Below are 22,424 nucleotides of genomic sequence, written 5' to 3'. Positions count from 1 at the left end.
GTCGGAATTCAGCGCGGGTTGTACATGATCAGCGCCACGCCGAGCAGACAGACGAGCGCCCCGGCCACGTCCCACCGGTCGGGGCGGAAGCCGTCGACGATCATCGCCCACCCGAGGGATCCGGCGACGAACACTCCGCCGTAGGCGGCCAGGATGCGGCCGAAGTTCGCATCCGGCTGCAGCGTTGCCACCATCCCGTACGCGCCGAGCGCGATCACCCCGGCCCCGACCCAGATCCAGCCGCGCTGTTCCCGGATCCCCTGCCACACGAGCCAGGCGCCGCCGATCTCGAACAGCGCCGCCACGGCGAACAGGGCGAGGGACTTCGCGATACTCACGCGAAGCACCCTACGGCGTTGCACGGCTCCGGTGCGGGGCGCCCGCACCGGAGCCGGCCCGGAACATGGTCAGGTTCGGCTCACCGCGCGCGGGCGCGGTACCAGCCGGGGCACGCGGGCGCTGTAGTCGCGGTACCGGTCGCCGAACGTCTCGGTCAGATCGTGTTCCTCGAACCGCAGTGCGACGAGGATGTATCCGGTGGTGACGGCGGCGAACAGCAGGTGCCCCACGCTCATCGTCGGCGCCACCCAGAACGCGATCAGGAAACCCAGATACAGCGGATGGCGCACCACCCGGTACAGCATCGGGGTGCGGAACTCGGCTTCGGCCGGCGACTTCCCGGCGAAGTTCCGCAGCACCTGGCGCAGGCCGAACAGGTCGAAGTGGTCGATCGCGAACGTCGATGCGAGCACGAGACCCCATCCGGCGAACGACACCGCGTACAGGGCCACGCGCACCGGGGTCGCGTCCACGTCCCAGACCTCCTGTGGCAGCGGACGCCACTGCCACATCACCAGCGCGAGGGCGGCGGTGGCGAACAGTACGAACGTGGAGCGTTCGATCGGTTGCGGGACGATGCGGGTCCACCGGCGCTTGAACCACGGCCGGGCCATCACCGAATGCTGAACGGCGAACACGGACAACAGGGCCAGGTTCACCATCACGGCCACGACGACGGGCGTCTGCGGCCCCTCGTCGATGGTGCGGGGCACCACGAGACCTTCGACCCACCCGATCGAGTACAGGAACACCGCGAAGAACACGGCGTAGGCGACCGCGCCGTACGCGGTCATCAGGGTACGGCTCAGGCCACCCCTGTCGGTCGTCTGCAACATCGTGAACCTTCCTCCTCCGGGCGCGGCGCCCGTGCCACAGTCGGCGGATGTGCCGTGTGACCACGGTGCGCCGACGCGGCGGAGGAGGACAGGCACCCCGGGGTGAGTTTTCCGGCACCCCGGCGGTCGTCCACCGCCCGGACTTGCTCGCACTTTCGGTATCTGCCCACGCCGTGGCCTGGGCGAATTCCGAAGATGCGAGCGAGTTCTTCCCCGTGCGGGCGCGCCGGAGCCTGTGCGCGAGACGCTCTGCCGCGCAGGGTGTCCGGACGGCGTGCCGCAGGCCCGCTGCGATGGCTACCAGTACCGGTGCCGCTTTCCGTCGGTGTCGGCGACGAAGACGATCGCGTCGGCGCAGTCCAGGTCGGCCGGGCCCAGCGGGATGTGGCCGGGCACGATCGGTGGGCCCGGGACGATCGACGGGTCGAGCGCGGCGCGCAGAGCCGGCGCCGGGAACAGGGCGCGTCGGGTCGTCGCCTCGGTCAGCACACGCTGAAGGGTGCCCGGCTCGCTGTGCGGGGCGGCGTCGGTCGCCACGACGAGGTAGCGCTCGCCGAGGGCGAGCCCGACGTGCGCGCCGGCGCTTCCCCACTGCGCCCCGTCCTCGCCGGCCTGCATGCGGGACTGCGCGCGTTGCAGGTGCGCATTGTGCGCGAACACCAGGACGGGTCCGCGTCGCCGCTCCTGCGCGACGATCGCGAGCAGATTCTCGGCCATCATCTCGGCGCGCACGCCGAGCAGGGTGGCGATGCGATCGGGGGCGGGATGGGCCATGGCCGCGTGATAGCGCAACAGGCCCTGGGCGGTGCGCGCGTGCGCGACGGCCCGGTCGTAACCGGCCGGGTCGGCGGCACGCAGGGCCGGTGCCGCGCGCCGCAGCGCGCCGGCGATGTCGTCGGCGACGACGCGCAGAGCGCGGGCACGATCGGAATCGCCGACGGACGCCGCCGGGTCGAACATGGCCGCCTGGTCGGTCCAGTCCGCGTCCTCGCCGAGGAGGGCGTCGAGGTCGTGGACCGATCGGGGGCGCAGCGCCGCGGGCAGGTAGTCCCCGGCCCGGACCAGGGTGTGTCGCGGGCTCGGTGCACCGGAGTACTCCACCGGCGCATCGAAGCCGTGGAAGCGAACCCGATCCTGCGGCGCGCACCCGGCGTTGTGCGCGCGGAGCCACTCCACGAGTTCCCGGTTTCCCGGCACGGCGCCGAACCCGTGGCTGAATCCGGTCGCGAGCACCGTGTCGATCTCTCCTGGCGCCCCGGCCGCGTAGTCGTCGACGACGGAGGCGGCGAAGAAGTCGGTCTCCAGAACGATCGACCGGAACCCCCGTTCGACGAGGTGAGCGAGCAGTTCGTTACGCAGCAGCGGGAACGCCTCGATCCCGTGGGTCGGCTCACCGAGGGCCAACAGGACCGGCGGCTCGCTCCGCGCGGCGAGCAGGTCGTCGAGGGCACGGTCCACGCCGGCCGGGTCGTCGAGCGGACGGCCGATCCCGCGCAGTGATACGGCAGATGACATGACACTCCTTTACGGAAGGAACTGCCCTCGACGCTATCGTTGAAGAATCGAGTGAAGCTTCTGCGAACTCGACCTGCGATCGGCAGATCGAACCTTCAAACCGGAGGTGCGCGGTGCGACCCGTCGACCTGGCCCGGCAACACGGGTTGTCCGCACAGGCGATCCGCAACTACGACGACGCGGGAGTCTTCCCCCCGACCGAGCGCAGCGAGGCCGGCTACCGGCGCTACACGCCCCTGCATGCACAGGCGCTGCGCACCTTCCTCGCGTTGCGCGGGGGCCACGGACACCGGCCGGCGACGGAGATCATGCACGCGACCAATCGCGGCGACACCGAATCCGCCTACCGGCTCGTCGATGCCGCGCACGCCGCGCTGCTCGCCGAACGTGACACCCGCATCGAGGTGGCGACCGCTCTGGACGCCCTGGCCACCGCGACATCGACCCCCGTGCGCGGTCGACCGCTGACGGTGGGTGAGCTCGCGCGCCGGCTCCGCGTGCACCCGGCCACGTTGCGCACCTGGGAATCCCACGGCATTCTGCGGCCCGACCGCGACCGGGCCACGGGCTACCGCGAATACGGGCCGGAGTGCGTGCGCGATGCCGAGATCGCACGGCAGCTGCGGCGGGGCGGCTATCCGCTGACCCAGGTCGCCCGGTTCGTCGACTCCCTGCGCACGGCAGACGGCGCCGCCGCGTCGACGGCTTTTCTCGACGCCTGGCAGGACCGGCTGACCACGCGCAGCCGCGCTCTTCTCGCCGGCGCGGCCCAGCTCGACACCTACCTCACGATGCTCGAGCGGGCACGGCAGACGTAGCCGACGACCCCGCGCGGCCACGGATCCGGTTTCTACTGCGCGGGCCTCTTCACGTCCTGGGGGTCGATGTCGTCGCGCAGCCCGCGCCAGCTCGGATGCCAGAGCTTGCCGGCGTCGGTCCATTCCCGGAACCGCACCTCCCCCACCAGTTTCGGGGTCACCCACACAGCGTCCCGCGCGTCCTCGCGCGGAACGTCACCGGCGAAGGGGGTGGTGCGGCGCCGCAGACCGGCCAGGGCGACCGACAGATCGGCGAGCTCGGGTTCGTCGAAGCCGGTGCCGACACGGCCGACGTACTCCAGCCCGGCCTCGCCGTGCACGCCGACCAGCAGCGAGCCGAAGGTGCCGGCACGAGCCCCCTTCCCGAGGCGCCAGCCACCGATGACGACGTCCTGAGTGAGCCAGTTCTTCGACTTCACCCAGTCGGGGCTGCGCCGGCCCGGCACGTACACCGAGTTCCGCCGCTTGGCCACCACGCCTTCCCAGCCGCGCCGGGTGCTCTCCTCGAGCGCCTCGGATCCGTTGCCGCGCAGCACGTCCGGCACGATCAATCCGTCGGTCGCGGCCGCGAGCGCGTCGAGCACGCGTCGCCGGTCGGCGTAGGGCTTGCGGTACAGGGTCACCCCGTCGAGGTAGAGGACGTCGAACACGAAGTACTGCGGGGTGCCGCCGGTCCGCAGCAACGGAAAGCTCGTGACTCCGCCGGGGTCGCACGCGACCACCTCCCCGTCGAGGACGACGTCGTGTCCGTCGAGGACGCGGGTGAGGTCGGCGAGGGCGGGGTAGTCGCCGGTGATGTCGCGGCCGGAGCGCGAATGCAGCCGCAGCTGCCCGTTCTCGATCTCGGCCACGGCGCGGTAGCCGTCCCACTTCCCTTCGAAGGCCCATTCGTCGGCGTCGAGACCGGTCACCTCACCCGGTGTCGCGAGCATGGGCTCGAGGTCGCGCGGAAATCCCGAGGGCGGACCCGCCTGTCCGCCCTGGTCTTTCATGCGGTGGGCGAGCCACTGGTTGCCCGCCGTGCGGATCAGCGCGTACCGGCCCCGCACCCGCGCGCCGTGCAGGCGCACGATCACCTCGTCGTCGCGCCACTTCTCGGTCTCGTAGCTGCCGGTGTCCCAGATCGTCATGCTGCCGGCGCCGTACTCCCCCTTGGGGATGACGCCGTGGAAGGTGAGGTACTCGAGCGGATGATCCTCGGTGCGCACCGCGAGGTTGTTGCGGCCCGGGTCGTCCGGCAGGTTCTTCGGTACCGCCCACGACGCGAGCACCCCGTCGCGTTCGAGCCTCAGGTCGTAGTGCAGCCGGCGGGCATGGTGTTCCTGGATGACGAAGGCGTTGCCCGGCCCGGAACCCACGGCGGCGGGAACGGGTTCGGGCGTGCGGGACGGGTCGCGTTTGCCCCGGTACTCGGTCAGGGCGTCGGGCTCGGGCCGCGGCGGGTCGAGGTCGGCGAGCGGGTCGGGAGCGGTGTCCAGTCGCGCGAGCACCTCGTCGAACCGCAACTGGCGCAGCCCGGGATCGTCGAGTTCGTCCCAGGTGCGGGGCGCGGCGACCCACGGTTGCTCGCGGCCGCGCAGGGAATACGGGGCGATGGTCGTCTTGGCCTGGTTGTTCTGGCTCCAGTCGAGGAACACCCGCCCGCCGCGTGCGGCCTTGGCCATCGTCGCGGTGACCAGGTCCGGATGCAGAGTCTCGAGGTTGATCGCCACCTGCTTCGCCACGGCCGACGCCCCACCCGGGGCGAGTTCGCGGTCGAGCGGAACATACAGGTGTATCCCCTTGCTGCCGCTGGTGACCGGGTAGGCCGGCCAGCCCAGCCCGCCGACCATGTCGCGCACCAGCCGGGCCACCTCGGCGCACTGGACCAGGGTGACCCCCTCCCCGGGGTCGAGGTCGAACACGATCCGCGTCGCAGGGCCCGGAACGGAACCCGCGAACCGCCACTGCGGCACGTGCAATTCGAGTGCCGCCTGCTGCCCGAGCCAGGCCAGCGCCGCGACGGAGTCGAAGACCGGATAGGTGACCGAACGCTGCTTGTGGTGAACCGTCTTACGGGTGAGCCACTTCGGCGCGTGGGAGGCGACGCTCTTCTCGAAGAACGACTCGCCGCCGACACCTTCGGGCCAGCGCTTGCGGGTGCCGGGCCGGCCCGCGACGTGCGGCAGCATCACCGGGGCCACGGCCACGTAGTAGTCGACCACGTCGGCCTTCGTGGTGCCCGTCTCCGGGTAGAGCACCTTGTCGAGGTTCGTCAGGTTCAGACGACGGCCTTCGAACGTGCGGGTCGTCATCGCCTCATTGTGCCGAGCGCGGCCGGCGAGCGTGCAGTTCTCGCGCCGGCCTCCGCGTGTCGCCCGCGAAAAGTGCATCCTCGGCGCAGCTCATGGGCGGCTCAGCCGTACAGTTCGGCGAATCGGCGCAGTGAGGCTTCGATGTCGCCGTGCAGGGCCCGCGCGACACCCGAGCCGATCGGCCCGAACAGCGGCGCCCCGCCCAGGTCGATGTTCAGGCTGAGCACGGAACCGACCCCGACGGCCCGGACCGTCATCCGCAACTTGAAGCGGGTGCCGCCCTTGCCGGAACCGTGCAGGACGAGGTGGTGCGGCGAGTCGATCTCGCGGACGGTCCACGCGACCCGGTTGCGCATCCCCTTCACCGACACGACCGACTCTGCGGTGGTGCCGACGACGAGTTCGCTCGGCAGGTCGCTGCGCCACCCGTCGTGGATGGTCAGCCACTCGTCGAATCCGTGCAGGTCCGACGCGCGCACCCAGGTGAGGTGCGGTTCGAGCGGAAGGTCGGTCGATACCTCGAGTTTGGCCATGCCCGGCAGCGTAGACGCCGAAGCGCGGGCCCGGGGTGATCGACCCCGAACCCGCGCTCCGTGGGTGTTGCCTAGTGGGCGACAGCCTTTTCGACACCGACACCGGTGAGGGAACGGACCTCCATCTCGGCCTGCTTGGCCGGATCCTCCAGCTTGCGGCGCCCGATGAAGGTGCCGACGATGCCGAGGACGAAGGCCAGCGGGATCGACACGATGCCGGGGTTGGCGAGCGGGAAGAGGGCGAAGTCCGCGTCCGGGAACATCGAGGACGGCTTGCCGGAGACCGCCGGGGAGAGGGCGATGAGCAGCAGGCAGCTGATCAGGCCGCCGTAGATGCTGAACAGGGCGCCGGTGGTGTTGAACTTCTTCCAGAACAGCGAGTACAGCAGCGTCGGCAGGTTGGCGGACGCGGCGACCGCGAAGGCCAGGGCCACGAGGAAGGCGATGTTCTGGCCCATCGCGAGGATGCCCAGCACGATCGAGACCAATCCGATCACCACGACGGTGATGCGGGAGACCCGCACCTGGTCCTCCTCGGAGGCGTTGCCGCGCTTGATCACGCTGGCGTAGATGTCGTGGGCGAAGGACGCGGACGCGGTGATCGCGAGGCCGGCGACGACCGCAAGGATCGTGGCGAACGCGACGGCGGAGATGATGCCGAGGAAGATGGTGCCGCCGAGTTCGAAGGCGAGCAGCGGCGCGGCCGAATTCTCCTTGCCGGGGGCGCCGAGGATGACGTCCGGTCCGACCAGCTTGGCGGCGCCGTAGCCGAGCACCAGGGTGAACAGGTAGAACCCGCCGATGAGGGCGATGGCCCAGGTCACCGAGCGACGTGCTTCCTTGGCCGTGGGCACGGTGTAGAAGCGCATCAGCACGTGCGGCAGGCCGGCGGTGCCGAGCACCAGGGCGATGCCGAGCGAGACGAAGTCGAGACGGGTCATGTCGCTGATGCCGTACTTGGCGCCCGGAGCGAGCACGTCGCGACCGGCGACGGCCTCGTTGGTGGAGCTGTTGACCATGGCCTGCGCGTCGGCCAGCAGCTGCGAGAAGTTGCCGCGGACAGCCAGCAGGACGAGCACGAACATGATGCCGGCGCCGGCGACGAGCAGCACGGCCTTGACCATCTGCACGTAGGTGGTGCCCTTCATGCCGCCGACGAGCACGTACACGATCATCAGGACGCCGACCACGGCGACGACGATGCCCTGGCCGAGCTGGCCGTCGATGTTGAGCAGCAGCGCGACGAGGCCACCGGCACCGGCCATCTGGGCGAGCAGGTAGAACAGCGACACCGCGAGGGTGGACAGCGCGGCGGCCATGCGCACGGGCCGCTGCTTGAGCCGGAAGCTCAGCACGTCGGCCATGGTGAACCGACCGGTGTTGCGGAGCAGTTCGGCGACGAGCAGCAGGGCGACGAGCCAGGCGACGAGGAAGCCGATGGAGTACAGGAAGCCGTCGTACCCGTAGACCGCGATGGCGCCGGCGATGCCGAGGAACGACGCCGCCGACAGGTAGTCGCCGGCGATCGCGAAGCCGTTCTGCGGGCCCGAGAACTGCCCGCCGCCGGTGTAGAAGTCGGAGGCCTTCTTGGTCGAGCGGCTGGCCCGGATGACCAGGCTCATCGTCACGACGACGAACGCGACGAAGATCGCGATGTTGAACAGCGGGTTGCCGACGTCGGTGGCACCCTGAGCCAGAACTGTCACATGCGCGAGCGCATTCGTTGTCACTGGGCCGGTCCTTCCAGCTCTTCGCGGATCGCGGCGGACCGCGGATCCAGGTCACGATTGGCGAACCGCACGTAGAGCGCGGTGATGACGAACGTCGAGACGAACTGGCCGAGTCCGAGGATCAGGCCGAGGTTGATGTTGCCGAGCACCTTGGTCGCCATGAAGTCGGCGGCGTAGGTGGCCAGCAGGACGTACACGAAGTACCAGGTGAGGAAGAGCCCCGTCATCGGGAAGACGAACCGCCGGAGCCGGCGGCGCAAGTCCTGGAACTCCGGACTCGCCTGCATGTCGACGAAGTCCTGCGCATCGGGCGTGCGGCGTTCGAGCGCCCCGCCCTTGCCGAGGTGAGCTGTGGTCACTGCCGACTCCTTGGTCGTGGCTTCAGGGATCGCCCCTGTGAGGCGTACTACCAGTAGACCGTAGTGAGACCGGAGTCACACGAAAAGAAGGTGGCACCGGTCACACGGTGAGCTGTCGCCCGGTGCGGCGAACGGTCTGCCGGGCGCGACGAGTGGCAGCTCAGTGCTCCCCACGCGGGGACGGCTGGCCCGGTCCGCGGGGCTCTGCGGGAACGCCGGTGTCCTCGAACGCCCCGAGTTCCCGGTCCCGGCCCATCCCGAGCCGCTCGGGCACGTGCATGCGGGAGAAGACCCGCCCGACGTCCGCCGGGACGCGAGCGCGGGTGGCGAGGCTGACCACGATCATGGTGGCGAACGCGAGCGGCACACTCACGGCGGCCGGGTAGCCGACGACGGCGGCGACCCAGCCGCCACCGGCCTCGGGATCGATCCGCACCAGCACGACGACCAGGGCCGCGCCCCCGGCCACCACCGCGCCGGTCACCATGCCGGCGGCCGCGCCGACCGCGGTCAGCCCACGCCACCAGATGCCGAGCATCAGCAGCGGGCACAGCGTGGAGGCGGCCACCGCGAACACCAGGCCCACGGCCCGCGACAGGTCCAGCGACGTCACCGCCAGCGACAGGCCGAGGGGCACCAGGCCCGCGAGGACGGCCGCGATCCGGAAGTCGCGCACGCGTCCGCGCAGCACGTCGGTGGACAGCACACCGGCGACGCTGACCAGCAACCCCGAGGACGTGGACAGGAACGCCGCGATCGCCCCCGCGGCGACGAGCGCGGCGAGCAGCTGGCCACCCAGTCCGGAGAGCACCGACCCCGGCAGCAGCAGCACGGCCGCATCGGAGCGGCCCGTGATGAGCAGTTGCGGCACGTACAGGCGTGCGAACACCCCGAGCAGCGTCGGGAACAGATAGAACACGCCGAGCAGGGCGATCACCGCGAGCGACGTCATGCGGGCCGCTCGCCCGTCCGGGTTGGTGTAGAAGCGCACCAGCACGTGCGGCAAGCCCATCGTGCCGAGGAAGGTGGCGAGGATCAGCGAATACACCTGGAACATGGGGTGGGCGCCCCCGATCCCACCGCCGGGAGCGACCCAGTCGTCGTTGGTGGCGGGTGCCCCGGCCACCACCGGCACGGCCGCGCCGGGCTCGAGCACCAGCGCCGTGCCGGCGGCCACCTCGTGCTCACCGGGCGCGAGCAGCACGGTGCCGTCCACGGTCCGTCCGTCGACCCGTCCGGTCGCCGTGACCGCGAGGGGCTCGCCGACCTGGACGACGACATCGGTGGTGACGTCGACGGTGGTGCGCTCGGTGACCGTCGGGGGCGCCGGCCGGCCGACGGCGCGATCGTCGTCGAAGAAGTGGACGACGAGCACGAGGGCGGGCACCGCGACGGCGGTGAGCTTGAGCCAGTACTGGAACGCCTGGACGAAGGTGATCGAGCGCATGCCGCCGCCGACGACGTTGCCGACGACGATGACGGCGACCGCGACGACGCCGACCCAGTCGGGAACCCCGAGCAGGATGTTCAGCGTCAGTCCCGCGCCTTGGAACTGGGGGACGAGGTAGAGCACGCAGACGACGGCGACGATCACCATCGACAGGGTGCGCAGCCATCGCGCAGCGAGCCGGAACTCCGCGAAGTCCGGCACGGTGTAGGCGCCGGACCGGCGCAGCGGGGCGGCGACGAACAGCAGCAGACCCAGGTAGCCCGCGGTGAAGCCCACCGGGTACCACAGGGCGTCGGCGCCGTACTTGGCGATGAGTCCGGCTACGCCGAGAAAGGAGGCAGCGGAAAGGTATTCACCGGAGATCGCGGCGGCGTTCCAGCGGGGTCCGACGCTGCGGGAGGCGATGAGGAAGTCGGAGGTGGTGCGGGCCAGCCGGACTCCGTAGATGCCGATCGCGACGGTGGCGGCGGCGGCGAAGACGAGACCGACGACGGTGGCGACGGGGATCGAACCGGTGTCCATGGGCCGCTCAGTCGTCGACCAGGTCGGTGAAGTCCTGCTCGTTGCGTTCGGCCAGGCGGACGTAGAGCCGGCCGATGCCGAGCAGCAGCGGGTACCCGACGAAGCCGAGCAGCAGCCACGGCAACCGGATGCCGAGCACGGTCACGTCCGTCAGGTGCGGCACGAAGTGGAACAGCACGGGCAGGGCGCACAGCAGGCACACCGCGACGAGCGCGAGCCGCGTGGCGAGGCCGAGCTGGGCGCGGACCAGGCCGCGCACCATCGCCTCCCCGACCTCGGTCTGTTCCTGGACCTCCACGCGGGTGCGCACCATGCGGGCACCGCGGCGCTGGGCGAGCACCACCCGTTCCCGCGGCGGCGGGCCGCCCGAACCACGCGGCGGCGGGCCGCCCGAACCACGCGGCGGCGGGCCGCCCGAACCACTCCCCGAGCTGCGCGACGGTGAGCCGCCGGACGGACTCATCTGCTCGTCCAGGTCTGCATCGGGCCGCGGATCAGGCGGTCCTTGAGTTCGCGGGTGTGACGACGGCTCACCGGCAGTTCGACGGCCGGCTTGCCCTCCTCGGCGCGCAGGCACACCACGAGGCCGGAACCGACGCTGCGGATGCCGGTCACCAGGGGCAACGCCACCAGATAGGAGCGGTGCACCCGCAGGAACCCGGCGTCGGCCCAGCGGCTCTCGAGCGTGGAGATGGGGATGCGCACGAGGTGGGAGCCGGTGCCGGTGTGCAGGCGTGCGTAGTCGCCGTCGGCCTCGACCCACTGCACGGACGACCGCGGCACCAGCGTGGTCACGCCGCCGAGTTCGACGGGGATCACCTCGTCCGAGGCCGCGGCACCCGCGGCAGCGGATTCGGTTTCGCGGGTGCGGCGGCGCTCGGCGATGCGGCGCACCGCCTCGGCGAGCCGCTCCTCGCGCAGGGGTTTGAGGAGGTAGTCGACGGCCCCGAGGTCGAACGCCGCCACCGCCCGGTCGTCGTGCGCGGTCACGAACACGACGGCGGGCGGGTTCGCGAAGTTGCGCAGGATGCCGGCGAGCTCGAGGCCGTCGAGGCCGGGCATGTTGATGTCGAGGAACACCGCGTCGATTCCGCCGTCGCGCAGCAGCCGCAGGGCGGTGGTCGCCTCGCCCGCGGTGTGGACGTGGCCGATCTCCTCGCGCCGCCGCAGCAGGTACGCGAGTTCGTCGAGGGCCGGCGGTTCGTCGTCGACGGCCAGCACGGTGAGGGTGTCGGTGGTCTCGTTCACAGCCGGTCCATCGTGCCATGCCGGACCGTCCGAGCGGAGCGGACCGGGCCACTCGCGCCCAGGGTGACCGGGTAGCGGAAGGGTCGCGTCATGCCCGGATCCCGGGACGGAACTTCGGTACCCGCATGCTGACCTTCGTCCCGGCCCCGGGGGCAGTCTCGACGACGAGGCCGTAGTCGTTGCCGAACGCCGCGCGCAGGCGGTCGTCGACGTTGGCGAGTCCCACGTGCGCCGCCTCCTTGGCGCTGGTGCGACCTTGTCCCTCGGCGACCGCATCGAGGTCGCCCGAGCGCAGGAGTTCGGGGTCCATTCCGACGCCGTCGTCCTCGACGCTGATGACGCAGTCGGTGCCCTCGTCCGCGGCGACGATGCTGATGGTGCCGGTGCGGGTGCTCTTGCCGGCGATGCCGTGCCGCACCGCGTTCTCGACGAGGGGCTGCAGGGCGAGGAACGGCAGCACCACGTTGAGGACCTCCGGCGCGACCTGCAGCCGCACCTCGAGGGCATTGCCGAAGCGGGCCCGTTCGAGCGTGAGGTAGCGGTCGATGTTGCGCAGTTCGTCGGCGAGCAGCGTGTACTCCCCGGCCGCCCGGAAGGAGTACCGGGTGAAGTCGGCGAATTCGAGGAGCAGTTCGCGGGCGCGTTCGGGGTCGGTGCGCACGAAGGACGCGACGGTGCCGAGGGCGTTGTAGATGAAGTGCGGGCTGATCTGCGCGCGCAGGGCCCGTACCTCGGCGCGGTCGAGACGGGCGCGGGAGGCGTCGAGTTCGGCGAGTTCGATCTGGCTGCAGGCGTAGCGGGCGACTTCGGTCAGCACGCCGAGCAGGGCCGGCCCGGGTTCGGTGGTCGTGACGACGCCGAGCGCGCCGACGACGCCGACACCGTCGATGACGAGCGGCTGCACGATCACGGCCCGTGCCGCCTGATCGTCGGCACCGCGCACGAGGTCGCCGTGACCGACGAGGACGCGCCGATCCTCGGCGACGGCGCGGTGGGCGGCGGCGAGCAACTGCTCGGACAGCCCCTCGAAGGGACCGCTCCACGCCAGGCAGGTGCCGTCCGCGTCGACGAGCGCGACGGAGGGTGTGCCGGTGAGGGAGCGCAGGTGCGGGGCGGCCTCCTGCGCGGACGTCGCGTCGAGGCCCCGCCGCAGCGGCCGGGCGGCGAGCGATGCGGTGTGCAGGGTGGCGTGCACGGCGCGTTCGGCGGGGGTGGTCAGGCCGCGCCGGGTGCGCAGCCACAGGGCGGCGACGCCGGCGAGGACGAGCACCGCGACGGCGAGGAGGGCGACGACCGTGCCGTTCACCGCGTCACCGGTTCCGGCCGATGCTCGCACCCGGCCGGCGGCGGAGGCGACGGGTGGACGCATGCACGGTCGAGCGGGTCGGTCATGGCTCCACGCTACGAGTTGCCGATTCGCGGCGCGGGCAGAGCACCGAAGGCGGCGCGGCGCCGAATCGGCCGTGGGAGACTCCCGGGGGTGACCGCTCGACGTGGGCCCCGCCCGTTCGACTACTCGCTCGACTACGCGAATCTCGACCTGCGTCGGCAGCCGCACCTCTACCGTGTCGGCCGCGGGGAGCAGGGCGTGCTGAAGGTCGAGCCGTACAAGTCGGAGTTGCTGCCGCACTGGCGGTTCGCGACGGTCGAGCAGGCCCGGACGAGTGCCGGCACGATCCTGACGATGTTCTTCTCGTATCTCGACGAGGGGGATTTCGTGGGCGCGGACATGGCCCGCAAGTTCCTCCAGATGGGGTACACGCGGGCACGCCGGTACGCCGCTCGTCCGGGTGGTCGCAAGTACGACGGGCCCGTCCCGCAGGACCGCCGGGGTCGCAGCGGCGCGCACGGCCGCGCGGAGCTCCCCCGGGGTCCCGAGGACGCGGAGAAGGCTGCGGCCGCAGCGGTGTTCAAGCAGGCGTGGGACCGGGCCGCGGCGGAGCCCCGGTACGTGGAACAGCGGCGGCGGCACCGGGAGCTGTACGGCTGATGGTCCACCCGTCCGGGCCGAACGGTCAGCGACGCCGACGGTTGATCCGTTCCTCCGCGGCCGCCTCCTCGATGTCGAGTCCCTCCAGCACCGTGCGCAAGGTCTCGTCGTCGAGGTCGCCGTCGTCGCGCGCAGCGATCAGAGCCTGCCGCTGGGCGCGCAGCACCGAGCGGCGGAACGTTTCGAACAGCGCCGCCGCGTGCAGCACGGACGGATCGCGCTCCCCCGCGTCCTCCGCCTGTTGCGCCTCGGCGCGGGACTGCATCGACCGGTTCACCCGGTCGAGGATGCGCTGCAGGTCGTCGGCGTCCACGCCGTCCGGTGGATTCGCCGCGAGTTCGGTGAGGTGCTGTCGTGCCGCCGCGGCCGAGATGGTGCGCGCGAGTTCAGTCTGTTGCTCGGTGTAGAGCCGCTCGTACGGGTCGGCGACGTTCAGCGCGCGGATGAGCGCCGGCATCGTGGCGCCCTGGACGAGCAGGGTGCCCACGGCTACGACGAAGGCGATCACCTGGACGATCTCGCGTCCGGGAAACGGCTCACCGGAGGCGAGGACGAACGGGATGCCGCCGGCAGCGGCGAGGGTCACGACCCCGCGCATCCCGGCCCAGGAGATGACCAGGTACTCGCGTCCGCTGAACTGATCCCGGCCCAGCCGGTCCAGCCCGATGCTCCGCGTGAGACGTCGTCGCGCCCAGTGCAGCAGCACCCACAGGGGGCGCACGGCGATCACCACGCCGAGGATCGCGAAGCCGTAGAGGAAGGCGACGTGGACGTCGAGACCGTTGTCGCGGACCTCGTCGATGACGAACTTCAGCTGCAGACCCATGTAGGCGAAGACGAACATCTCGAGCAGAATGTCGAGGCTCTCCCACACGGCCCGCTCCTGGATCCGCGTGGCCACCGACGCGTCGGTGGCGCGGTGCCCCATGTACAGCCCGGCCGCGACGACGGCGAGCACACCGGAGGCCCCGATCTCCTCGGCGGCGAGGTAGGCGGTGAACGGAAGGACCAGTCCGAGCACGGTTTCCAGCGGAGAGTCGTACATTCGGCCCCGAATCAGGTGCACCACCGTGGCAAGCAGCAGGCCGATCGCCACGCCGCCGATCACCTCGTACCCGAAGAACGCCAGCGGGGAATCCGTCGCGAACACCCGGGTGCCGGCGACCGCCGACACCGCGACGGCGAACAGTGTCAGTGCGGTCGCGTCGTTGACCAGGCCCTCACCGGTGAGCACCGCGATCACCCGCTTGGGCAGGCCGAGCTTCCGCCCTACGGCGACGGCACTGACCGCGTCGGTCGGCGCCACCACCGCACCGAGCACCAGCGCCGCCCCGAGGGTCAACTCCGGGACCAGCCAGGACGCGGAGAGCGCGACGGCGAACGCCGTCGCGAGAACCGTGAAGATGCCGAGCCGCAGGATCGGGGTGAGGTGCCTGCGGAACGTCGCGACGGAGAAGCGCAGTGCCGCGGAGTAGAGCAGAGGGGGCAGCACCACCCCGAGGATGACGTGCGGGTGGAGCTCGAGCCGCGGCATTCCGGGAATGAAGGACGCGAGCGAGCCGATGGTCACGAGGACGAGTGGGGCCTGCAGGTTGCTCCGGTTGGCGAGACCGGTGACGGCGATGGCGGCGATGACGACGAGCAGAATCCAGGTCCCGTTCACCCGTCGATTGTGACGTGGGTGGGGGTTCGACGGCGTCGGACGAGCCGGTGGCCGGGCGTAGGCGTCGTCCACGTGTGTGCGTCAGGAGTGCGCGTCAGGGGTGCGACGGGGCCTCTCGGCCGGACGGTCGCGCGGACGGCGACTCGAGTGCGTCCGGTTCGACGACGAGCACCGGCACCCGGGCGTGCTCGACGAGGTGCGCGGAGACGCTGCCCAGCAGTCGCCGCGACATGCCGCGGCCGCGTCGGCCGACGACGATCACGTCCGCCTTGCCGTCGGCGGCGTACCAGCACAGCGTCTCCCCCGGCGGCCCGGCCAGCACTTCGTGGCGGACCTCGACGCCGGTGACGTCCGCGGTTGCCGCCGCGAGCCGGCCGGACACCTCGTCCGTCGCCTCGGCGCAGTCCTCGTCCGCCGTGTCGAACGAGACCACCTGCGCCAGGCTCAGCGTGCCGAGCCGGGAACCGAAGATCGCCCGGGCCTCCCGCAGCGCCTGCTCCGCGTGGGGCGATCCGTCGAACCCGATCAGCACCCGCAGGCCGTCCGGCTCCGAGAGGACCGGCGCTGTCGGAGACTCGGGACGGGCGGAGCGTGGCTGCCGCTCGACGCGTTCGTAGGCGATCGGCACGAACAGCGGCCCCAGAGCAACCGCGATCAGGGTCCATCTCGGGTCGTGCCCGCGCCTGGCCATCCACAGACCGGTCGCCAGGCCGATCAGCACCCACACGATCAGGAAGACGACGAGAATTACCGGCCGCATCGTCCCATGATCACACATTCCAGCCGGGAGTCCGACCTTGCGGACGAATCGGGCGATATACACACGTGCCTGCCGCGATCGCGATCCGGCAGCCATGAGGACCGGATTCGCCGTCGTGCCGACCATCCGCTGCGATCCACCTGGTCAGCACTCGGTCAGCGCGGTCTATTCGGGGCGCAGCGCCTTCCGGGCCGCGTCCTGCACCTTGTCGACCTGGCCGGCGTACTTGCCGTCGGTCTTGCGGTCCGCGAGGTCCCCGGCCTTCTCGATCGCGTCGTCGATCTTGTCGGGGTTCTGTGCCGCGAACTCCTTGCCCTTGTCGACGATCCCCTTGACCGAATCCATGAAGCCCACGTCGCATCCCTTTCGTCCGAATGAGCGAGCGGGCCCAGCCTGCCACACAGCAAGGCCGCGACCGGACGTGGGCCGTGTCCGCCGAGTCGCTATCGGACGCCGGGTCCAGGATCCGGGCCGGGCCCGTGATGTTCGGTGCCGAGGGTCTTCTTCACCGCGTCCTGCGCCTTGCCGACATGCCGGGAGTACTTGCGCGGTCCCTTGGTCCGGGCGACATCGCCGGCCTTGTCGATGGCGCGATTCACCGTGCCCGGGTTCTTCCGGGCATAGTCCTTGCCCTTGTCGACCAACCCCTTGACCGAATCCATGAATCGCATCGCAGGCTCACCCCTTCTCCGTGTGCATTCGTGGGTCGTCACCAGCGTGCCACCGGCCGAGGCGGTCGTGCCACCAGCCGAGGCGGCCGTGCCACCGGCCGAGCGGGAGACCCCCGGCCGGGATCTCCCGCCGAGCACGTGCGCACCTACGGCGTGCGCGGGCCCGGTTGCGCCTGCGGACCGGGATCCGACTCCGGCCCGGGTTGTCCGCCGGGGGCCGGCGTCGTTCCGGGGACGGGATTGTCCGCGGTACCGAGGTGCTTCTTCGCGGCGTCCTGAACCTTGTCCACGTGCTGGGCGTACTTGCCGCCCGTCCGGGCATCGGCGGCGTCGCCTGCCTTGTCGACGAACCGGTCGGCCTTGTCCGGGTTCTTCTCCGCGTAGGCCTTGCCCTTGTCGACGAGACCCTTGATGGAATCCTTCAGGCCCATCGGCCTGCTCCTTCCGCTCGGGGGATCGATGCCTCAGCGTGCCACCGCAGGCCCGATCCCAAACCTGCCGCGGCCGGGGCAGTGATCTCGTCCCCGGCCGCGGCCGGGCAGTGATCTCGTCCCCGGTCAGTGCTCGCCCGGCAACAGGTCTTCACTGGCGGCGAACAACCGACGGTGCTCACCGTGGATCCGCCCGGTCACCCACCATGAGACCTCCACGAGGACCACGCCGATCGCCCCGCACGTGAACGCCGTGACCATGGCGCCGACGTTGGAGATGTCGAGCGCGAAGAACTCGCGGACGGCCGGGAACGCGAACAGGACGACGTAGCCGAGCACCGAGCCGCCCAGCAGCACCAGTTTCCACCACACGTACGGCCGCGCCACCACGGCGAGCACCCACAACGCGATCATGATCAGGGTGATCAGCGCCGCGGTGCCGGCCTGCATCTTCTGCGCCTCGGTCTGCTCGGGCCCCGCGTACACCAGCAGGTAGCAGACGAAGGTGCTGATCCCGATGATCACACCCGACGGGATCGCCAGGCGCATCACGCGCGAGACGAATCCGGAACGGGCCCGTTCGTTGTTGGGAGCGAGCGACAGGATGAACGCGGGGACTCCGATGGTGAACCAGGCCGCGATCGTCACGTGCCGCGGCAGGAACGGATACGGCAGCGGCTCGTAGTCGAACACCTGGGACAACGCACCCGACAGTCCGACGAGGAAGGCCAGCAGCACGGAGTACACGGTCTTGGTGAGGAACAGGTTCGAGACCCGCTCGATGTTGCCGATCACCCGGCGGCCCTCGGCGACGACGTAGGGCAGGGTCGCGAACTTGTTGTCCAGCAACACGATCTGCGCGACCGCGCGGGTGGCCGGGCTCCCGGAGCCCATCGCGACCCCGATGTCGGCGTCCTTGAGCGCCAGCACGTCGTTGACCCCGTCGCCGGTCATGGCGACGGTGTGCCCGCGCGATTGCAGCGCACCGACCATCGCGCGTTTCTGGTCCGGCCGCACGCGACCGAACGTGGTGGCCGAGTCGAGGGTGTCGGCGAGCCGGTCGCGGTCCTCCGGCAGGGCGCGGGCATCGACGGGATGCTCGGCGTGCGGCAGGCCGAGCGACGTCGCGACAGCGCCGACCGAGACGGCGTTGTCGCCGGAGATGACCTTGACGTCGACGTGCTGGCTCGCGAAGTACTCGAGGGTGGGCTTGGCGTCGGGCCGCACCCGCTGTTCGAGCACGACGAGGGCCTGCGCGGTGACGGCGCCGGGGGCCTGCGGGTCGTCGACGGCCCGGTCGCATCGGCCCAGCAGCAGCACCCGCAGTCCCTGTGCGCCGAGTTCCTCCGCGCGCCGGGCCGTCGCCGAGGCCGGATCGAGAAGCACGTCGGGGGCGCCGAGCACCCAGTTGCCGTGAGTGCCGTAGGACTGGCCGCTCCACTTCTTCGCCGACGAGAACGGGGCGACGGCGGTGGCCTCTCCCCAGCCGGGGTCGTCGGGCAGGGCCTCGCGTACGGCGAGGACGCTGGCGTTGGGACGCGGATCGTCGGCCGCCATCGCCGCGAGGGCGGCACGGACGGCGGCCTCGTCGCTGCCGTCGACGCACACGAGGTCGGCCAGGCGCATGCCGTTCTCGGTGAGCGTGCCGGTCTTGTCGGCGCACACCACGTCGACGCGGGCGAGTCCCTCGATGGCCGGCAGTTCCTGCACGAGGCACTGCCGGTGACCGAGACGGATCACGCCCACGGCGAACGCGATCGACGTCATCAGTACCAGCCCCTCGGGGACCATCGGCACGAGCGCGGCGACCATGCCGCTGAGCGCGGGACCGAGGGGCTGGCCGCTCGAGAACAGCTGGTTGTAGATGATGAGCAGGCCCGCCGGAATCATCAGGTAGGTGATGAATTTCAGGATCTTGTCGATCCCGGCGCGCAGTTCCGAGTGCACGAGCGTGAACTTGCTGGCCTCCTCGGCGAGCCGGGCCGCGTACGCATCGCGGCCGACCTTCGTGGCGCGATAGGAGCCGCTGCCCGCCGCGACGAAACTGCCGGAGAGGACCCGCGCGCCGAGTTCCTTGTGCACGGGGTCGGCCTCGCCGGTGAGCAGCGATTCGTCGAGTTCAAGTCCCTCGGTCTCGACGACGACGCCGTCGACCACCGCCTGGTCGCCGGGTCCGAGTTCGATGATGTCGTCGAGCACCACGTCGTGCGGCGGCAGCTCGGCCACCACCCCGTCGCGGCGGACGAGCGGCTTGGCCTGGCTGACGATCGCGAGCCGGTCGAGGGTCCACTTGGCGCGGATCTCCTGCACGATGCCGATGGCGCTGTTGAGGATGATCAGCAGGCCGAACATGCCGTCGATGATCGATCCGGTGGCCAGGACGATGGCCAGCAGGACGCCGAGGATCGCGTTGATGCGGGTGAAGACGTTGGCGCGGACGATCTCTCCGACCGACCGCGACGCCCGGTCCGGCACGTCGTTGGTGGCGCCCCGGGCCACCCGTTCGGCGACCTGCTCGGTGGTCAGGCCCAGCGCGACGTGCCGCGCGTCGGTCGGGGGCACAGCTGCCTGGTCGGCGACCGCGGTGGGCTCCTCTGCTGCCATGGGAAACAGGCTAAGCCACCCGTTGCGATCCACCCCCACACCGTGACGCGGCTCGCGACCCGGCTCAGCGGTCCGGGCGGACGAACTCGGGCTGGTCGAGCACCCGCAGCCAGCTGCCGTCGGGCTGGCGGCGGGCCACCTGGGCCCGGGCGCCGGCGCCGTCCTTCGGCGGTGTGGCGGTCAGCGCGAGGTCACCACTGATGAGGGTCGGCAGCGACGGCTCGGGCTCGAATCGGGGCGCGTGCTCGAGCACCTGCTCCCACAGGCGGCGGATGGCCTCGCGTCCCACCGTGCGACTACCCGGCGGGTAGGCCATCACGGCGTCCTCCTCGTACAGGGCGGCGACGCCCGCCGCGTCGCCGGCGTTGGAGCGCTCGACGAACAGGCGGGTGAGATCCTCGGGCTGCCAGGCCTTCTCTGCATCGGACACGGCGATCCTCTCTACGGACGGGTGGGACTCCTCCAGCCTCCGACTCCTGCAATGAGAAGTCCAACAGATTGTTCTGATCGAAACTAGAATCCGAGCTTATGGAACTGCGGCAGCTCGCGTACTTCGTCGCGGTGGCCGAGGAGGCGAACTTCACCCGGGCCGCCCACCGCGTCCACATCAGCCAGTCCGGGATCAGCGCCCAGATCCGCCAGCTCGAGCACGACCTCGGCGCCGCCCTGTTCGACCGCTCCACCCGCGCCGCCACCCTGACCGCGGCCGGGCAGGCGGCGCTGCCGCACGCCCGGGCGGCGTTGGCCTCCGCCGCGGCCGCCCGGCAGGCTGTCGAGGAGGTGACGACCCTGATCCGGGGACGGCTGGTGGTCGGCATGGTCACCGCCTGCACCGTCACCGGGCTGTTCGACGCGCTCGCCGCGTTCCACCGCGCGCACCCGGGGGTCGAGATCACCCTCGTCGAGGATGCCTCCGACCGGCTCGTCGAGCGGGTACGTGCCGCCACCGTGGACCTCGCCCTCGTCGGCACCGCCGCCGCCCCGCCCCCGGGCCTCGAGGCGCTCACCCTCGTCAGCGAACCGATCGTCGCCGCCGTGCCGCCCGGTCACCCCCTGACCGGACGCGCACCTCTCACCCTCGCGGACGTGTGCGCCCATCCCGTCGTGTCCATGCCCCCGGGCACCGGGATCCGGACCGTGTTCGACCGGGCGTGCGCCGCCGCCGGCCTGCGCCCCGACATCGCCCTGCAGGCCAGTTCCCCTGACACCGTCGCCGACCTGGCCGCCCGTGGACTGGGCGTGGCGATCCTCAGCCGCTCGATGGCCGCGCACGTCGAGGGCCGGTTGTGCGGGCTCGCCGTGGACGACGCCACCGCGCCCGCGGTGCTGTCGCTGATCTGGTCCGATACCGGCGCGCCGGCACTGCGCGAACTCGTCCGGCACAGTCGCCGCGCCTTCGCGCTCGCAGGGACCTTGGGCACTTCCCCGGCGCCCGGTCACGGCCGAGAATGAGGGGCGCGGCCGGCCGGCCGGAGTCGAATCCACGACGGACAGGGGGCGGAAGTGAATCTCGAGGACCTGATGGCCAAGGCGCGCGACACGGTGACCGTCAAGCGCGTGTACTCGGAACCGATCGAGAAGGACGGCCTGACCGTCATTACCGCGGCCGTGGTCTCCGGCGGTGCCGGCGGCGGCGGAGGCTACTCACCCGACGGGGAGAACGGCGAAGGCGGCGGCTTCGGGGTGGGTGCTCGCCCGGTGGGCGCGTACGTCATCAGCGGCGGCAAGCTGTCGTGGCAGCCGGCCGTGGATGTCAATCGGCTGGTGCGCACCGTCGCGAGTGTGGCGATCGCCTTCTTCGTCACGCGGGCACTCGTCGAACGCAGGCGGGCCGCCGCGGCGAGCTGACGTCGCTCACAGCGTCGCGAGGACGAACGAGAGCACGAATCCCGCGGCGGTGCTCAGCGCCACCGTGGGACCGCCCTTCTCGTAGGCCTCCGGCATCAGGGTGTCGGCCAGCGAGGCCAGCACCGCGCCCGCCGCGAACGCCAACGGCAGGGAGATCGTCTCGGGCGGGGTCACCGCGAGCGGCCCGGCCCCGACGACGACGGCGACGGTCAGCAGTGCGGCGCACGCCACCCACATCCCGACGATGTACCTCCGGGACCGGCCCTGGGCGCGCATGGAGGCGCTGCCGACGAGCGACTCCGGGAAGTTGGACACGAAGATCGCGACCAGCAGAGCGAGACCGCCGGTGCCCTCCCCCAGGGACACGCCCAGCGCCACGTTCTCGGGCACCCCGTCGAGGGTGACCGCCGCCAGCAGCGCCAGACCGGCCGCCCCGCTGACCGAGGACGACGACGGCGCGGTTCCCTCGGCGGCGGCATCGACGTCGAGTTTCTCACTGCCGTGGTCCTTTTCGCGCCGCCCCTCGGCCACCCGGTCCAACCACGCGCTGAGCGCGGTGAACACGATCGCGCCGACCGCGAGGCCGATCGCCGCGCGCCAGATGCCGCCCTTCTCGTACGAATCCTCGAACAACTCGAACGACAGGGCGGTGATGAGCGCGCCGGCGGCGAACGCCAGCATCGCCGCGAGAACGCGTTTGGGGATCTCTACCCAGCCGCCCACCAACGCCCCGAGCACCAGTGCGCTCGACGCGACGATCCCGAAGATCAACGATTCGACGATGACCGGCCTCCCTCCGACTCGCCCCGACGG

The 22,424-nt window shown here is 71.1% G+C and carries 23 protein-coding genes; 4 read left to right on the top strand and 19 right to left on the bottom strand.

The window, feature by feature from the left end; genetic code table 11:
• Nucleotides 1-8: 8 nt before the first annotated feature.
• The 3 genes from ACWPQI_RS05410 to ACWPQI_RS05400 form a co-directional block, all read right to left on the bottom strand.
• Entirely contained in the window at nt 9-338 is a 330-nt protein-coding gene (locus tag ACWPQI_RS05410; protein WP_474738683.1) for a YnfA family protein, read from the bottom strand.
• A gap of 69 nt (nt 339-407) precedes the next feature.
• Nucleotides 408-1,175, bottom strand: coding sequence for a methanethiol S-methyltransferase (gene mddA, locus ACWPQI_RS05405; RefSeq protein ID WP_010593087.1), 768 nt, complete (start codon nt 1,173-1,175; stop codon nt 408-410).
• Between the two features lie 297 nt (nt 1,176-1,472).
• Nucleotides 1,473-2,690, bottom strand: coding sequence for an erythromycin esterase family protein (locus ACWPQI_RS05400; RefSeq protein ID WP_474738682.1), 1,218 nt, complete (start codon nt 2,688-2,690; stop codon nt 1,473-1,475).
• Nucleotides 2,691-2,803: 113 nt separating this feature from the next.
• Here ACWPQI_RS05400 and ACWPQI_RS05395 point away from each other — a divergent pair, with 113 nt between their 5' ends.
• The gene (locus ACWPQI_RS05395) at nt 2,804-3,508 is read left to right on the top strand and encodes a MerR family transcriptional regulator (protein WP_010593089.1); all 705 of its coding nucleotides are present in this window, start codon (nt 2,804-2,806) and stop codon (nt 3,506-3,508) included.
• Nucleotides 3,509-3,540: 32 nt separating this feature from the next.
• Here ACWPQI_RS05395 and ACWPQI_RS05390 read toward each other — a convergent pair whose 3' ends face one another.
• The 8 genes from ACWPQI_RS05390 to ACWPQI_RS05355 all read right to left on the bottom strand — a co-directional run bounded on the left by ACWPQI_RS05390 (nt 3,541) and on the right by ACWPQI_RS05355 (nt 12,950).
• Nucleotides 3,541-5,802 carry an ATP-dependent DNA ligase gene (locus ACWPQI_RS05390; RefSeq protein ID WP_474738681.1) on the bottom strand — a complete coding sequence of 754 codons (2,262 nt, stop codon included), beginning with the start codon at nt 5,800-5,802 and terminating at the stop codon, nt 3,541-3,543.
• A 101-nt stretch (nt 5,803-5,903) separates the two neighbouring features.
• A complete protein-coding gene (locus ACWPQI_RS05385; RefSeq protein WP_010593091.1) occupies nt 5,904-6,335 on the bottom strand; it encodes a type II toxin-antitoxin system Rv0910 family toxin in 432 nt (143 codons plus the stop codon).
• 71 nt (nt 6,336-6,406) lie between these two features.
• The gene (locus ACWPQI_RS05380; RefSeq protein ID WP_010593092.1) at nt 6,407-8,041 is read right to left on the bottom strand and encodes a solute symporter family protein; all 1,635 of its coding nucleotides are present in this window, start codon (nt 8,039-8,041) and stop codon (nt 6,407-6,409) included.
• Between the two features lie 20 nt (nt 8,042-8,061).
• Nucleotides 8,062-8,424 (bottom strand): DUF485 domain-containing protein, encoded by a 363-nt coding sequence (locus ACWPQI_RS05375; RefSeq protein WP_010593093.1) that lies wholly within the window; start codon nt 8,422-8,424, stop codon nt 8,062-8,064.
• 160 nt (nt 8,425-8,584) lie between these two features.
• Nucleotides 8,585-10,396, bottom strand: coding sequence for a sodium/solute symporter (locus ACWPQI_RS05370; protein WP_017679398.1), 1,812 nt, complete (start codon nt 10,394-10,396; stop codon nt 8,585-8,587).
• 7 nt (nt 10,397-10,403) lie between these two features.
• Complete coding sequence (locus ACWPQI_RS05365) at nt 10,404-10,709, bottom strand: hypothetical protein (protein WP_225222349.1); 306 nt, start codon at nt 10,707-10,709, stop codon at nt 10,404-10,406.
• A 146-nt stretch (nt 10,710-10,855) separates the two neighbouring features.
• The gene (locus tag ACWPQI_RS05360; protein WP_017679397.1) at nt 10,856-11,644 is read right to left on the bottom strand and encodes a LytR/AlgR family response regulator transcription factor; all 789 of its coding nucleotides are present in this window, start codon (nt 11,642-11,644) and stop codon (nt 10,856-10,858) included.
• An 88-nt stretch (nt 11,645-11,732) separates the two neighbouring features.
• Nucleotides 11,733-12,950: a sensor histidine kinase gene (locus ACWPQI_RS05355; RefSeq protein WP_026137457.1), complete on the bottom strand. Its 1,218-nt coding sequence runs from the start codon at nt 12,948-12,950 to the stop codon at nt 11,733-11,735.
• Between the two features lie 174 nt (nt 12,951-13,124).
• Between ACWPQI_RS05355 and ACWPQI_RS05350 the strand changes: the two genes are divergently transcribed.
• Nucleotides 13,125-13,634, top strand: coding sequence for a DUF4385 domain-containing protein (locus ACWPQI_RS05350; RefSeq protein WP_010593098.1), 510 nt, complete (start codon nt 13,125-13,127; stop codon nt 13,632-13,634).
• Nucleotides 13,635-13,659: 25 nt separating this feature from the next.
• Here the strand turns inward: ACWPQI_RS05350 and ACWPQI_RS05345 are convergent, their stop codons facing one another.
• The 7 genes from ACWPQI_RS05345 to ACWPQI_RS05315 form a co-directional block, all read right to left on the bottom strand.
• Nucleotides 13,660-15,297: a Na+/H+ antiporter gene (locus ACWPQI_RS05345; RefSeq protein WP_010593099.1), complete on the bottom strand. Its 1,638-nt coding sequence runs from the start codon at nt 15,295-15,297 to the stop codon at nt 13,660-13,662.
• Nucleotides 15,298-15,391: 94 nt separating this feature from the next.
• A complete protein-coding gene (locus ACWPQI_RS05340) occupies nt 15,392-16,057 on the bottom strand; it encodes a universal stress protein (protein WP_225222247.1) in 666 nt (221 codons plus the stop codon).
• A 165-nt stretch (nt 16,058-16,222) separates the two neighbouring features.
• Nucleotides 16,223-16,411 (bottom strand): antitoxin, encoded by a 189-nt coding sequence (locus ACWPQI_RS05335; RefSeq protein ID WP_010593101.1) that lies wholly within the window; start codon nt 16,409-16,411, stop codon nt 16,223-16,225.
• Between the two features lie 89 nt (nt 16,412-16,500).
• On the bottom strand, nt 16,501-16,719 hold the full coding sequence (locus tag ACWPQI_RS05330; RefSeq protein ID WP_225222245.1) for an antitoxin: 219 nt from the start codon (nt 16,717-16,719) through the stop codon (nt 16,501-16,503).
• Between the two features lie 155 nt (nt 16,720-16,874).
• The gene (locus ACWPQI_RS05325) at nt 16,875-17,159 is read right to left on the bottom strand and encodes an antitoxin (protein WP_010593103.1); all 285 of its coding nucleotides are present in this window, start codon (nt 17,157-17,159) and stop codon (nt 16,875-16,877) included.
• 126 nt (nt 17,160-17,285) lie between these two features.
• Entirely contained in the window at nt 17,286-19,763 is a 2,478-nt protein-coding gene (locus tag ACWPQI_RS05320) for an HAD-IC family P-type ATPase (RefSeq protein WP_010593104.1), read from the bottom strand.
• A 64-nt stretch (nt 19,764-19,827) separates the two neighbouring features.
• On the bottom strand, nt 19,828-20,193 hold the full coding sequence (locus tag ACWPQI_RS05315) for a YybH family protein (RefSeq protein WP_048774094.1): 366 nt from the start codon (nt 20,191-20,193) through the stop codon (nt 19,828-19,830).
• 98 nt (nt 20,194-20,291) lie between these two features.
• Between ACWPQI_RS05315 and ACWPQI_RS05310 the strand changes: the two genes are divergently transcribed.
• Nucleotides 20,292-21,215, top strand: coding sequence for a LysR family transcriptional regulator (locus ACWPQI_RS05310; RefSeq protein WP_010593106.1), 924 nt, complete (start codon nt 20,292-20,294; stop codon nt 21,213-21,215).
• 51 nt (nt 21,216-21,266) lie between these two features.
• The gene (locus ACWPQI_RS05305) at nt 21,267-21,611 is read left to right on the top strand and encodes a sporulation protein (RefSeq protein ID WP_010593107.1); all 345 of its coding nucleotides are present in this window, start codon (nt 21,267-21,269) and stop codon (nt 21,609-21,611) included.
• A gap of 6 nt (nt 21,612-21,617) precedes the next feature.
• Here ACWPQI_RS05305 and ACWPQI_RS05300 read toward each other — a convergent pair whose 3' ends face one another.
• Nucleotides 21,618-22,382, bottom strand: coding sequence for a ZIP family metal transporter (locus tag ACWPQI_RS05300; protein WP_017679394.1), 765 nt, complete (start codon nt 22,380-22,382; stop codon nt 21,618-21,620).
• Nucleotides 22,383-22,424: the final 42 nt, after the last annotated feature.

It is taken from the genome of Rhodococcus sp. LMD (assembly GCF_056108245.1).
The sequence above is the reverse complement of the archived record's forward strand: the minus strand, read 5'-3'. Positions and strand labels throughout refer to the sequence as shown.